Source organism: Streptomyces sp. NBC_01244, from assembly GCF_035987325.1.
GTDB lineage: Bacteria > Actinomycetota > Actinomycetes > Streptomycetales > Streptomycetaceae > Streptomyces.
Genome location: NZ_CP108488.1, coordinates 6,807,452 through 6,820,821 on the forward strand (window position 1 = coordinate 6,807,452; position 13,370 = coordinate 6,820,821).

The window sequence follows — 13,370 nt, forward strand, 5'->3', positions numbered from 1 at the left end:
CATGCGCGCGAAGATCCTCTACTTCATCACGGCCGCGGTCCTGGTCGTGTACTTCGTCCTGGTCGGCAGCAGGGGCCTGATGCTGCTCCGGCACGGGACCTGGCTCACCGTCACCTTCGGGGTGGCCGTGCTGATCCTGCCGGTCATCGGTGTCTGGTTCCTCTGGAAGAACACCCGGTTCGTCACCAGGGCCAACCAGCTCGGAGCCGAGCTGGAGGCCGAGGGCGGACTGCCCGTGGACGAGCTGGAGCGGGACAAGTACGGCCGGATCCTGCGGGACTCGGCCGACGAGGTCTTCGCGCGCCGCAAGGCCGAGACCGAGGACGCGCCGGGGGACTGGCGCAGCTGGTTCCGCCTCGCCGTCGCCTACCACGACGCCCGCGACACCCCGAGGGCCCGCAAAGCCATGCAGCGGGCCATCTCCCTGCACGACGGAAAGCCCGTACAAGCCTGAGCCTGTACGGGCTTCCCGTGCGCGTGACGCCCGCTCAGGGGCGCTGGGGCGGCCGCCTCAGGCGGGCACGGCCCGGTACTCGTCGGCCCAGGCCTCGACCGAGTCGGCGGCCCGGTCGAAGGCCTCGGTCCGCGACAGGAAATCGGCGCTGTGGTCGGTCAGCAGCACCGGCAGCTCGGCGCCGCCGCGCGCGGCCACCGTTAGGGCCTGGCCCTGCACGGTCCTCGGCAGCCCGAGCCAGCGCACGGGCTGCTGCACCGTGCGGACCTCGCCGACCTGGTTCCAGGGGATCGAGCGGGTGGTGAAGAACCCCGCCACGCGCAGCCCCTTGGGGCTCACCCAGACGCCCGTGCGCAGCAGCCGCAGGGCGGAGCCGACCACGACGAGCGAGGCGAGCAGACCGCCCAGGGCGCCGGTCCAGGTGCCGGCGGCCACGATGATCACCGTGGCGAAGAGCATGAACGAGCCGAGCAGCAGCATCAGCGCGGCGATGGCCACCCGCCAGGGCCCCGGACGGTAGGGGCGACGCCAGCGGTCCGGGTCTTCGTAGGGGAGCGTCTCCCCGTTGTCGTGCGCGTCGAATGCGCCGTCGGCCGTCAGGAAGGGCAGGGGCACGGCAGGACCTCACTCACATGCACGTTCGGTTGGGCTGTGCCCGTGAGGCTACCGTCCCTCGGATGCCTCCGACTGCTGCGACTTCGCCGGTGCGTGGCTCGGCTGCAGTGCGGGGATGCCGAAGAGCAGCGATCCGACGAGTCCCGCCACGACGGTCAGCCCGACCAGACTACGGGCGGCGATCTGGGTCTTGCCCAGACTCTCGCGCGGCGGCGGAGTGACGTTGCTGCGGAATCGGTCGGCCTCGGCGACGAAGGCGAACGGGACGGGTTCGCGCCGGCGGAACATGGGAACGACTCTCCTCACGGTCGGGGCCCTGGGGGCGGTGGGTGCGGGATGGACGGACGTTCTACCGGGTAGGACGCGCGAAAGGCCCGATCGGTGCCGTTTTTCGGGACATTAACCAAATTTTATGGCACCGCGTCAGCTCCGCCGATGACGGCCGGTCGGTGCCCCGTACGGCCCGATCACCCTTGTTCCGCACGGATGTGCGGAACAAGTCCGAAGTGTCCGTATTGCCACGTTTCGTAAAGTTCATCTAGGCTGATCAAACGGACCCGGCACTGCTTGAACCCCCGAGCAGGCAGTGCCGGGCTCCAACACCCTCATCACGTCCCCCGAGGGGACACCGCGAGCATGGCAGCGAGTAGCGTGTTACCCATGGCTCCGATCTCGACTCCGCAGACCCCCTTCGGGCGGGTCCTCACCGCCATGATCACGCCGTTTACGGCGGATGGCGCACTTGACCTCGATGGCGCGCAGCAGCTCGCCGTCCACCTGGTGGACGCAGGCAACGACGGCCTGATCATCAACGGCACCACCGGTGAGTCGCCGACCACCACTGACGCGGAGAAAAACGACCTCGTACGAGCCGTACTCGAAGCGGTCGGAGACCGGGCCCACGTGGTCGCCGGCATCGGGACCAATGACACCCGTCACACCCTCGAGCTGGCCCGTCAGGCCGAGCGCACCGGCGCCCACGGCCTGCTCGCGGTCACCCCCTACTACAGCAAGCCGCCGCAGGAAGGCCTCTTCCGGCACTTCACGGCGATCGCCGACGCCACCGAGCTCCCGGTCATGCTCTACGACATCCCGGGCCGCAGCGGTGTCCCGATCAATACGGAAACACTCGTCCGGCTGGCCGAGCACCCCCGTATCGTTGCCAACAAGGACGCCAAGGGCGACCTCGGACGCGCCAGCTGGGCCATCGCACAGAGCGGCCTGGCCTGGTACTCCGGCGACGACATGCTGAACCTGCCGCTCCTGTCGGTCGGCGCGGTCGGCTTCGTCTCCGTGGTCGGTCACGTGGTCTCCCCCGAGCTCCGCGAGATGCTCGAGGCCCACTTGGGCGGCGACGTCCAGAAGGCCACCGAGATCCACCAGAAGCTGCTCCCCGTCTTCACCGGCATGTTCCGCACCCAGGGTGTGATCACCACCAAGGGCGCGCTGAACCTGCAGGGCCTGCCCGCGGGCCCGCTGCGGCTCCCGCTGGTCGAGCTGACCGCCGAGGAGACGGCGCAGCTCAAGATCGATCTTGCCGCCGGCGGGGTACAGCTCTGACATCAGACTTCACAACTGAATAAGCAGAACCACACAAGACAACAGCAAGTGCACGAATTGACATGCGCGCCACGTGCCTCGACGGGTACGTGGCCGCGCGTGGTGAAGGAGAACCTTTTGAGCCATCCGCATCCTGAACTCGGTCCGCCGCCGAAGCTCCCCAAGGGCGGCCTTCGGGTCACCCCCCTGGGCGGGCTCGGTGAGATCGGCCGCAACATGACCGTCTTCGAGTTCGACGGCCGCCTGCTCATCGTCGACTGCGGTGTCCTGTTCCCCGAAGAGGAGCAGCCGGGCATCGACCTGATCCTGCCGGACTTCTCGTCCATCAGGGACCGGCTCGACGACATCGAGGGCATCGTCCTCACGCACGGCCACGAGGACCACATCGGCGCCGTCCCCTACCTCCTCCGGGAGAAGCCGGACATCCCGCTGATCGGCTCCAAGCTGACGCTGGCGCTCATCGAGGCCAAGCTCCAGGAGCACCGCATCCGCCCCTACACCCTCGAGGTGAAGGAAGGCGAGCGCGAGAACCTCGGCCCCTTCGACTGCGAGTTCATCGCGGTCAACCACTCCATCCCGGACGCCCTGGCCGTGGCCATCCGCACCGGCGCCGGCATGGTCGTGTGCACCGGCGACTTCAAGATGGACCAGCTCCCGCTGGACAACCGCCTCACCGACCTGCACGCCTTCGCGCGCCTGAGCGAAGAGGGCATCGACCTTCTCCTCTCGGACTCGACGAACGCCGAGGTCCCGGGCTTCGTCCCGCCCGAGCGCGAGATCTCCAACGTGCTGCGCACGGTGTTCGCCAACGCCAACAACCGGATCATCGTGGCGAGCTTCGCGAGCCACGTGCACCGCATCCAGCAGATCCTCGACGCCGCTCACGAGTACGGCCGCAGGGTCGCCTTCGTCGGCCGCTCGATGGTCCGCAACATGGGCATCGCCCGTGACCTGGGCTACCTGAAGGTTCCGGCAGGCCTGGTCGTGGACGTCAAGACCCTCGACGACCTGCCGGCCCACGAGGTCGTCCTGGTCTGCACGGGTTCGCAGGGCGAGCCGATGGCTGCCCTGTCCCGCATGGCGAACCGCGATCACCAGATCCGGATCGTCCCGGGCGACACGGTCATCCTGGCCTCGTCGCTCATCCCGGGCAACGAGAACGCGGTCTACCGCGTGATCAACGGCCTGACCCGCTGGGGCGCCAACGTCGTGCACAAGGGCAACGCCAAGGTGCACGTCTCCGGCCACGCCTCCGCCGGCGAGCTGCTGTACTTCTACAACATCTGCAAGCCGCGGAACCTGATGCCGGTCCACGGCGAATGGCGCCACCTGCGCGCCAACGCCGAGCTCGGCGCCCTGACGGGCGTACCGAAGGACCGCATCGTCATCGCCGAGGACGGCGTCGTCGTCGACCTCATCGACGGCAAGGCCCGCATCTCGGGCAAGGTCCAGGCCGGCTATGTCTACGTGGACGGCCTCTCGGTCGGCGACGTCACCGAAGCCCACCTCAAGGACCGCAAGATCCTCGGTGACGAGGGCATCATCTCGGTCTACGTCGTGGTGGACAGCACCACGGGCAAGATCGTCAGCGGCCCGAACATCCAGGCCCGCGGCTCCGGCATCGAGGACTCGGCGTTCTCCTCCGTCCTGCCGAAGATCGAGGAAGCCATCGCCCGCGCCGCAGCGGACGGTGTGGCCGAGCCGCACCAGATCCAGCAGCTCATCCGCCGCACGATGGGCAAGTGGGTCTCGGACGGCTACCGCCGCCGCCCGATGATCCTCCCGGTCGTCGTCGAGGTCTGAGCCTCGCCGTAGCGACCACACCGGAGCGGGGCAACCGGATTTGCATCCGAGGGCCCCGCTCCAGTACGTTTACGTCTCCACCTCGCACGACACCCCGGCACACACGTGTGCCCGGCCATGTCGATGCGGGCGGGTGGGATTCCAGAGCAGGGAAACCTGATAAAGTCTGGCTCGCCCGAAAGGGAATGGCTCTCCAATGGCCGTCCAATTCAAATCCAAGTCGGAAGCGACACGGAAATGATCTGGTAGAGTTGGAATCGCAGGAAAGGGAAAACGCGAAAGCGAAGAACTGGAAAGCGAAACCCGCTTCGACCGGGAATCGGACACGAAAGAGTCTGATAGAGTCGGAAACGCAAGAACAGAACGAAAGCCCGGAGGAAAGCCCGAGAGGGTGAGTACAAAGGAAGCGTCCGTTCCTTGAGAACTCAACAGCGTGCCAAAAATCAACGCCAAAAAGTTGATACCCCGTCCATTTCGGTGGATGAGGTTCCTTTGAAAAAGACCTGTGAGGTCACGGCTTCGGCTGGGATGCTTGCAGGCAATTACACAGCGAGGATGCAGTGGACGGTCGGTCTTATTCCGACATGACTGTCCCGCTCTAAGTGCGTGTGCACCGGATTACCGGTAAACATTCATGGAGAGTTTGATCCTGGCTCAGGACGAACGCTGGCGGCGTGCTTAACACATGCAAGTCGAACGATGAAGCCCTTCGGGGTGGATTAGTGGCGAACGGGTGAGTAACACGTGGGCAATCTGCCCTTCACTCTGGGACAAGCCCTGGAAACGGGGTCTAATACCGGATAACACTCCTGCCTGCATGGGCGGGGGTTAAAAGCTCCGGCGGTGAAGGATGAGCCCGCGGCCTATCAGCTTGTTGGTGGGGTAATGGCCCACCAAGGCGACGACGGGTAGCCGGCCTGAGAGGGCGACCGGCCACACTGGGACTGAGACACGGCCCAGACTCCTACGGGAGGCAGCAGTGGGGAATATTGCACAATGGGCGAAAGCCTGATGCAGCGACGCCGCGTGAGGGATGACGGCCTTCGGGTTGTAAACCTCTTTCAGCAGGGAAGAAGCGAAAGTGACGGTACCTGCAGAAGAAGCGCCGGCTAACTACGTGCCAGCAGCCGCGGTAATACGTAGGGCGCAAGCGTTGTCCGGAATTATTGGGCGTAAAGAGCTCGTAGGCGGCTTGTCACGTCGGATGTGAAAGCCCGAGGCTTAACCTCGGGTCTGCATTCGATACGGGCTAGCTAGAGTGTGGTAGGGGAGATCGGAATTCCTGGTGTAGCGGTGAAATGCGCAGATATCAGGAGGAACACCGGTGGCGAAGGCGGATCTCTGGGCCATTACTGACGCTGAGGAGCGAAAGCGTGGGGAGCGAACAGGATTAGATACCCTGGTAGTCCACGCCGTAAACGTTGGGAACTAGGTGTTGGCGACATTCCACGTCGTCGGTGCCGCAGCTAACGCATTAAGTTCCCCGCCTGGGGAGTACGGCCGCAAGGCTAAAACTCAAAGGAATTGACGGGGGCCCGCACAAGCAGCGGAGCATGTGGCTTAATTCGACGCAACGCGAAGAACCTTACCAAGGCTTGACATATACCGGAAAGCATTAGAGATAGTGCCCCCCTTGTGGTCGGTATACAGGTGGTGCATGGCTGTCGTCAGCTCGTGTCGTGAGATGTTGGGTTAAGTCCCGCAACGAGCGCAACCCTTGTCCTGTGTTGCCAGCATGCCCTTCGGGGTGATGGGGACTCACAGGAGACCGCCGGGGTCAACTCGGAGGAAGGTGGGGACGACGTCAAGTCATCATGCCCCTTATGTCTTGGGCTGCACACGTGCTACAATGGCCGGTACAATGAGCTGCGATACCGTGAGGTGGAGCGAATCTCAAAAAGCCGGTCTCAGTTCGGATTGGGGTCTGCAACTCGACCCCATGAAGTCGGAGTTGCTAGTAATCGCAGATCAGCATTGCTGCGGTGAATACGTTCCCGGGCCTTGTACACACCGCCCGTCACGTCACGAAAGTCGGTAACACCCGAAGCCGGTGGCCCAACCCGTAAGGGAGGGAGCTGTCGAAGGTGGGACTGGCGATTGGGACGAAGTCGTAACAAGGTAGCCGTACCGGAAGGTGCGGCTGGATCACCTCCTTTCTAAGGAGCACAGTACCGATTGCAGACAAACGTTCTGCACGGTCAGCTCAGGGTGGAACGTTGATTAGTTGGCACGGTTTCCAAAACCTTCTGTGAGTACTGCTTCGGCGTGGAAAACAGTTTGAGTGGCGGGGATCGTGCTTGGCACGTTGTTGGGTATCTGAGGGTACGGCCGAAAGGCTTTATCTTCGCGATGCCGGCCCCAGTGAACTTCGTCTCCGGATGAGGGTGATGGGTGGCTGGTCGTTGCTTGAGAACTACACAGTGGACGCGAGCATCTGTAGGCCAAGTTTTTAAGGGCGCACGGTGGATGCCTTGGCACCAGGAACCGATGAAGGACGTGAGAGGCCGCGATAGGCCCCGGGGAGCTGCCAACTGAGCTTTGATCCGGGGGTGTCCGAATGGGGAAACCCGGCAGTCGTCATGGGCTGTCACCCACTGCTGAACACATAGGCAGTGTGGAGGGAACGCGGGGAAGTGAAACATCTCAGTACCCGCAGGAAGAGAAAACAACCGTGATTCCGGGAGTAGTGGCGAGCGAAACCGGATGAGGCCAAACCGTATGCGTGTGATACCCGGCAGGGGTTGCGCATGCGGGGTTGTGGGAATTCTTTTGATCGGTCTGCCGGCCGGTCGGCGAGTCAGAAACCGTTGATGTAGTCGAAGGACATGCGAAAGGTCCGGCGTAGAGGGTAAGACCCCCGTAGACGAAACATCAGCGGCTTGCTTAAGAATCTCCCAAGTAGCACGGGGCCCGAGAAATCCCGTGTGAATCTGGCGGGACCACCCGCTAAGCCTAAATATTCCCTGGTGACCGATAGCGGATAGTACCGTGAGGGAATGGTGAAAAGTACCGCGGGAGCGGAGTGAAATAGTACCTGAAACCGTGTGCCTACAAGCCGTGGGAGCGTCGCCGTTATTCTTCGGAATAACGGTCGTGACTGCGTGCCTTTTGAAGAATGAGCCTGCGAGTTAGCGGTGTGTAGCGAGGTTAACCCGTGTGGGGAAGCCGTAGCGAAAGCGAGTCCGAATAGGGCGATTGAGTTGCACGCTCTAGACCCGAAGCGGAGTGATCTAGCCATGGGCAGGTTGAAGCGGAGGTAAGACTTCGTGGAGGACCGAACCCACCAGGGTTGAAAACCTGGGGGATGACCTGTGGTTAGGGGTGAAAGGCCAATCAAACTCCGTGATAGCTGGTTCTCCCCGAAATGCATTTAGGTGCAGCGTCACGTGTTTCTTGCCGGAGGTAGAGCACTGGATAGGCGATGGGCCCTACCGGGTTACTGACCTTAGCCAAACTCCGAATGCCGGTAAGTGAGAGCGTGGCAGTGAGACTGTGGGGGATAAGCTCCATGGTCGAGAGGGAAACAGCCCAGAGCATCGACTAAGGCCCCTAAGCGTACGCTAAGTGGGAAAGGATGTGGAGTCGCAGAGACAACCAGGAGGTTGGCTTAGAAGCAGCCACCCTTGAAAGAGTGCGTAATAGCTCACTGGTCAAGTGATTCCGCGCCGACAATGTAGCGGGGCTCAAGCGTACCGCCGAAGTCGTGTCATTGCAGCAATAGGGCCAACGCCCGCTGTGATGGGTAGGGGAGCGTCGTGTGCCGGGTGAAGCAGCAGCGGAAGCTAGTTGTGGACGGTTCACGAGTGAGAATGCAGGCATGAGTAGCGATACACACGTGAGAAACGTGTGCGCCGATTGACTAAGGGTTCCTGGGTCAAGCTGATCTGCCCAGGGTAAGTCGGGACCTAAGGCGAGGCCGACAGGCGTAGTCGATGGACAACCGGTTGATATTCCGGTACCCGCTTTGAAACGCCCAATATCGAATCAGGCGATGCTAAGCCCGTGAAGCCGTTCCGGACCCTTCGGGGAAAGGAAAGTGGTGGAGCCGGCGAACCAGACTTGTAGTAGGTAAGCGATGGGGTGACGCAGGAAGGTAGTCCAGCCCGGGCGGTGGTAGTCCCGGGGTAAGGGTGTAGGCCGAGGGGTAGGCAAATCCGTCCCTCATATAAGGCTGAGACCTGATGCCGAGCCGATTGTGGTGAAGTGGATGATCCTATGCTGTCGAGAAAAGCCTCTAGCGAGTTTCATGGCGGCCCGTACCCTAAACCGACTCAGGTGGTCAGGTAGAGAATACCGAGGCGTTCGGGTGAACTATGGTTAAGGAACTCGGCAAAATGCCCCCGTAACTTCGGGAGAAGGGGGCCATCACTGGTGATCGGATTTACTCCGTGAGCTGGGGGTGGCCGCAGAGACCAGCGAGAAGCGACTGTTTACTAAAAACACAGGTCCGTGCGAAGCCGTAAGGCGATGTATACGGACTGACGCCTGCCCGGTGCTGGAACGTTAAGGGGACCGGTTAGTCACATTTCGGTGTGGCGAAGCTGAGAACTTAAGCGCCAGTAAACGGCGGTGGTAACTATAACCATCCTAAGGTAGCGAAATTCCTTGTCGGGTAAGTTCCGACCTGCACGAATGGCGTAACGACTTCTCGACTGTCTCAACCATAGGCCCGGTGAAATTGCACTACGAGTAAAGATGCTCGTTTCGCGCAGCAGGACGGAAAGACCCCGGGACCTTTACTATAGTTTGATATTGGTGTTCGGTTCGGCTTGTGTAGGATAGGTGGGAGACTTTGAAGCGGCCACGCCAGTGGTTGTGGAGTCGTCGTTGAAATACCACTCTGGTCGTGCTGGATGTCTAACCTCGGTCCGTGATCCGGATCAGGGACAGTGTCTGATGGGTAGTTTAACTGGGGCGGTTGCCTCCCAAAAAGTAACGGAGGCGCCCAAAGGTTCCCTCAGCCTGGTTGGCAATCAGGTGTTGAGTGTAAGTGCACAAGGGAGCTTGACTGTGAGACCGACGGGTCGAGCAGGGACGAAAGTCGGGACTAGTGATCCGGCGGTGGCTTGTGGAAGCGCCGTCGCTCAACGGATAAAAGGTACCCCGGGGATAACAGGCTGATCTTCCCCAAGAGTCCATATCGACGGGATGGTTTGGCACCTCGATGTCGGCTCGTCGCATCCTGGGGCTGGAGTCGGTCCCAAGGGTTGGGCTGTTCGCCCATTAAAGCGGTACGCGAGCTGGGTTTAGAACGTCGTGAGACAGTTCGGTCCCTATCCGCTGTGCGCGTAGGAATATTGAGAAGGGCTGTCCCTAGTACGAGAGGACCGGGACGGACGAACCTCTGGTGTGCCAGTTGTCCTGCCAAGGGCATGGCTGGTTGGCTACGTTCGGGAGGGATAACCGCTGAAAGCATCTAAGCGGGAAGCCTGCTTCAAGATGAGTATTCCCACCTCCTTGAGAGGGTAAGGCTCCCAGTAGACGACTGGGTTGATAGGCCAGATGTGGAAGCCCGGTAACGGGTGGAGCTGACTGGTACTAATAGGCCGAGGGCTTGTCCTCAGTTGCTCGCGTCCACTGTGTTAGTTCTGAAGTAACGAACTGTGTCATATCCGGTTTGGTTAACTTCATAGTGTTTCGGTGGTCATAGCGTTAGGGAAACGCCCGGTTTACATTCCGAACCCGGAAGCTAAGCCTTTCAGCGCCGATGGTACTGCAGGGGGGACCCTGTGGGAGAGTAGGACGCCGCCGAACAACCCGCCCTTTTAGCTCAGTCGGTAGAGCGTCTCCATGGTAAGGAGAAGGTCAACGGTTCGATTCCGTTAAAGGGCTCCAAAACGAGAAGGCCCCCGCCATTGGCGGGGGCCTTTTTGCGTTCCCCGAGTTTTCCCCGTTGCGCGTGAGAGGGGTCCGGGACCTCCTGTCAAGCCCCGAATCTTCGGGCCGTGACCGGGGGTGGGGTTCGGGGCGCAATGGGATCAGCAGGAGTTCCAAGCCCCTCGATCCACGGGAGGAACGCTCATGAGTACCGAACGGATCCGACACCTCGCCCGCACGGTCAGGACGACCGTGGCTGCCCACGGCGGCTCCCCGTCTCCGTCCCCGTCCCCGTCTCCGTCACCTTCCCGGTCCGGCACCGGCCGCGACGCGGTCGTCGATACGGGCAGCAGTACGCCCTGGACCACGGAAATGGCGGCCCCGTCCTTCATGATCCTGGTGGCCGGGCCCCGTCGCTGAGTGGTGTGGCGCGACGGCGTTCAGTCGCCGTCGCGCTGCTGGGGGATACGGAAGGCCAGGATGGCCATGTCGTCGGAGGCGGGTTCGGCGGCGAAGCGTTCCACCGCGCGCAGGACGCGGGAGGCGACGGCGCCGGCCGTGAGGCCCGTACAGGTGGTGAGGACCTCGGCGAGGCCGTCGTCGCCGAGCATGCGGGTGCCCTCGCGGCGCTCGGTGACGCCGTCGGTGACGCAGAGGAGGACGTCGCCCGGGTCCAGGGTGAGGGTCTGCTCGTAGAGGTCCAGGTCGTCCAGGACTCCGAGGAGCGGCTGCGGGTCGGCGGCGGAGGTCACCTCGCCGTTCGGGCGCAGGCGCAGCGGCAGGGGGTGGCCCGCGCAGACGACCTTCATGTGGGCGCCGCCGTCGGGCTGGGGGTGCAGCTCGCCGTAGAGGAGCGTCAGGAAGCGGCTGCGGTCGCCCTCGTCGAGGATGGCCGCGTTGAGGCGCTCCAGTACGGCCGGGCCGCCGAGGCCCTCGCGGGCCAGGAGACGCAGGGCGTGGCGGGCCAGACCGGTGACGGCGGCCGCCTCCGGGCCCGTACCGCAGACATCGCCGATGGCGAAGCCGTAGACGCCGGGGCGGATCGGGAAGACGTCATAGAAGTCGCCGCCCACTTCGTTGCCCTCGCCGGCGGCGCGGTAGATGACCTCGACCTCGATGCCGGGGATGGTGGGGGAGCCGGGCGGCAGCAGGCTGCGCTGGAGCGAGCGGCTGATGGCGGTGCGCTCGGAGTACAGGCGGGCGTTGTCCAGGGCGAGGGCGGCGCGGCGGGAGAGGTCCTCGGCGAGTTCGAGGATCTCCTGCCGGAAGTGCTCCTCGGAGGGCTTGCCGAGGGTCAGCATGCCGATGACGCGGTTGCGGGCCAGGAGCGGGAGGACCACGGTCTCGCCGCCGACCGCCAGGGAGGTCTCGGGCCAGGGACGGGCGCCGGACTCGCGGACCGGGTCGGGCGGGCTGACCTGGGCGAGCAGGGCCTTGAGACCGTCGATGCGTTCCTCGTCCTCGTGCAGGACGTACGAGAGGAACGGGTCGGAGGACTGGTCGGCGATCGTGTAGACGGCGCACCAGGTGGCGAGGGTGGGGACGGTCATCTGGGCCATGAGGGCCAGGGTCTGGTCCCGGTCCAGGGTGCCGGCGAGCAGGTCGGAGGCCTCGACGAGGAAGGAGAGGGAGCCGCGGCGCAGTCGTTCGAGCTCGCCGAGGCGGGCCGATTCCACGGCGAGGGCGATGCGGTCCGCGGCGAACTGCAGGCGCAGGGCGTCGTCGTTGGAGTAGCGGCCGGGGATCTCGGCGGCGACGCCGAGCGAGCCGGTGAGACGGCCCTCCACCTTGAGGGGGACGGTGATGGCGGAGCGCATGCCGGTGGCTTCCAGGAGGGGTACCGCACCGGGGACGACGATGAGGTCCTCGTGGACGGCGGGCATGCGGGCGCTGCCGTACCGGTTGGTGCCGGCCTCGACGGGGACGCGGGCGAACCGCTGGCGGGTGGAGGGCAGACCGGTGGTGGCGCGGACTTCGAGCTCGGTCTCGTCGTCGGTGGCGAGCAGGAGGAAGGCGGAGTCGGCGTCGAGGAGGTCGCGGGCGCGTTCCACGGTGCGCTGGAGGAGGCCGTCGAGGTCGTCGGGGGCGGGGGAGCCGATGAAGATCTCGAAGGGGTCCGTGGGGCGGGCCTCGGTGAGGTGGCCGCCGTCCATGGGGACGCGTACGGGGCTCTGCAGCAGGGCGCGCTCGTCGTCGTGGACGAGCAGACAGACGATGGAGGGCTCGCCGTGGGCATCGCGGACCCGCAGGTGGGAGGCGTAGATCGGGATGACGCGGCCGTCGGCGCCGCGGATGCCGTAGCTGCCCTCCCAGCGGGACAGGCGCAGGGCCTCGGCGATGCCGGTGCCGGTGCCGGGGGTCTGCGGCCAGGCGGCGAGCTCGGCGAGCGGGCGGCCGACCGCCTTCGAGGCGAGGTGGCCGAAGATGATCTCGGCGTCCTCGTTCCAGGCGGAGACGATGCCGGCGGAGTCGATCTGGAGGACGGCGACGCGGACCCGGCTGTCGGCCAGGGGCAGGAGCTGGTCGGGGACCACGGGTCCCGCGGAGCGGGTACCGACCGGACGGTCCGGCATGTCGAGCCGGAACCACACGTGCTTGTGCGTGGCCGTGTACTCGACGCCCCAGCGGGTGGCGAGGGCGGCGCAGAGCATGAGCCCGCGGCCGTTCTCGCGGTCGGGGTCCGCGTACGGGCGGTCGCCGGGGTGCTGGAGCGGGAGCTCGCGCTCCGGGTAGCGGTCGGCGACCTCGACCCGTACGCCGTCCTCGGTGCGCAGGCACAGGACTTCGGCGCGGGTGCCGGCGTGGACCACGGCGTTGGTGACGAGCTCGCTGGTGAGGACCACGGCGTCGTCGACGATGTCCGCGAAACCCCAGCCCTGGAGGGTGTCGCGGACGAATGCGCGGGCAGCAGCGACTGAACGCCCCTGTGGATCGAAACTGGCAGCCGCCCGTGCCGTGATCACAAGTCTCCTTCGACGCGGTGGACAACGGATGCCAGGTTACTTACCTTCGCGGTCGCCATGGTGCCGTCGTCTGGGAATCCACCCGCAGGGTGTGGCCGGTGTGCGATGGTGCCGGAGTGTTATGGCCAGGTTCGGCCGGGGTGAAACACTGGGCAGGC

At 64.2% G+C, this 13,370-nt stretch carries 7 protein-coding genes, 1 tRNA gene and 3 rRNA genes; 8 read left to right on the forward strand and 3 right to left on the reverse strand.

Annotated elements, in window-relative coordinates:
• Nucleotide 1: 1 nt before the first annotated feature.
• On the forward strand, nt 2–454 hold the full coding sequence (locus OG247_RS30700; RefSeq protein WP_327255222.1) for a hypothetical protein: 453 nt from the start codon (nt 2–4) through the stop codon (nt 452–454).
• 57 nt (nt 455–511) lie between these two features.
• Here the strand turns inward: OG247_RS30700 and OG247_RS30705 are convergent, their stop codons facing one another.
• Both OG247_RS30705 and OG247_RS30710 read right to left on the reverse strand, forming a co-directional pair.
• Nucleotides 512–1,069, reverse strand: coding sequence for a PH domain-containing protein (locus OG247_RS30705; protein WP_327255223.1), 558 nt, complete (start codon nt 1,067–1,069; stop codon nt 512–514).
• A gap of 48 nt (nt 1,070–1,117) precedes the next feature.
• A complete protein-coding gene (locus OG247_RS30710) occupies nt 1,118–1,357 on the reverse strand; it encodes a hypothetical protein (protein ID WP_266904009.1) in 240 nt (79 codons plus the stop codon).
• Nucleotides 1,358–1,729: 372 nt separating this feature from the next.
• Here OG247_RS30710 and dapA point away from each other — a divergent pair, with 372 nt between their 5' ends.
• The 7 genes from dapA (at nt 1,730) to OG247_RS30745 (ending at nt 10,669) form a co-directional block, all read left to right on the forward strand.
• A complete protein-coding gene (gene dapA / locus OG247_RS30715; RefSeq protein WP_266904008.1) occupies nt 1,730–2,629 on the forward strand; it encodes a 4-hydroxy-tetrahydrodipicolinate synthase in 900 nt (299 codons plus the stop codon).
• 117 nt (nt 2,630–2,746) lie between these two features.
• Nucleotides 2,747–4,432 (forward strand): ribonuclease J, encoded by a 1,686-nt coding sequence (locus OG247_RS30720; protein ID WP_327255224.1) that lies wholly within the window; start codon nt 2,747–2,749, stop codon nt 4,430–4,432.
• A gap of 631 nt (nt 4,433–5,063) precedes the next feature.
• Nucleotides 5,064–6,588: ribosomal RNA gene (locus tag OG247_RS30725) — 16S ribosomal RNA — on the forward strand.
• Between the two features lie 283 nt (nt 6,589–6,871).
• Nucleotides 6,872–9,994 (forward strand): 23S ribosomal RNA (locus OG247_RS30730).
• A 74-nt stretch (nt 9,995–10,068) separates the two neighbouring features.
• Nucleotides 10,069–10,186 (forward strand): 5S ribosomal RNA (gene rrf / locus OG247_RS30735).
• The 16S, 23S and 5S rRNA genes sit together here with 1 tRNA gene alongside, the layout of an rRNA operon.
• A gap of 5 nt (nt 10,187–10,191) precedes the next feature.
• Nucleotides 10,192–10,267: transfer RNA gene (locus OG247_RS30740), tRNA-Thr, on the forward strand.
• Nucleotides 10,268–10,453: 186 nt separating this feature from the next.
• The gene (locus OG247_RS30745; RefSeq protein ID WP_327255225.1) at nt 10,454–10,669 is read left to right on the forward strand and encodes a hypothetical protein; all 216 of its coding nucleotides are present in this window, start codon (nt 10,454–10,456) and stop codon (nt 10,667–10,669) included.
• A 20-nt stretch (nt 10,670–10,689) separates the two neighbouring features.
• Here OG247_RS30745 and OG247_RS30750 read toward each other — a convergent pair whose 3' ends face one another.
• Nucleotides 10,690–13,212 (reverse strand): SpoIIE family protein phosphatase, encoded by a 2,523-nt coding sequence (locus tag OG247_RS30750; protein ID WP_327255226.1) that lies wholly within the window; start codon nt 13,210–13,212, stop codon nt 10,690–10,692.
• Between the last annotated feature and the right edge of the window lie 158 nt (nt 13,213–13,370).

Bases quoted from the DNA above. Each gene is read 5' to 3' on its own strand.
- OG247_RS30710 (WP_266904009.1), bottom strand. From the start codon at position 1,357: ATGTTCCGCCGGCGCGAACCCGTCCCGTTCGCCTTCGTCGCCGAGGCC.
- dapA (WP_266904008.1), top strand. From the start codon at position 1,730: ATGGCTCCGATCTCGACTCCGCAGACCCCCTTCGGGCGGGTCCTCACC.
- OG247_RS30700 (WP_327255222.1), top strand. From the start codon at position 2: ATGCGCGCGAAGATCCTCTACTTCATCACGGCCGCGGTCCTGGTCGTG.
- OG247_RS30745 (WP_327255225.1), top strand. From the start codon at position 10,454: ATGAGTACCGAACGGATCCGACACCTCGCCCGCACGGTCAGGACGACC.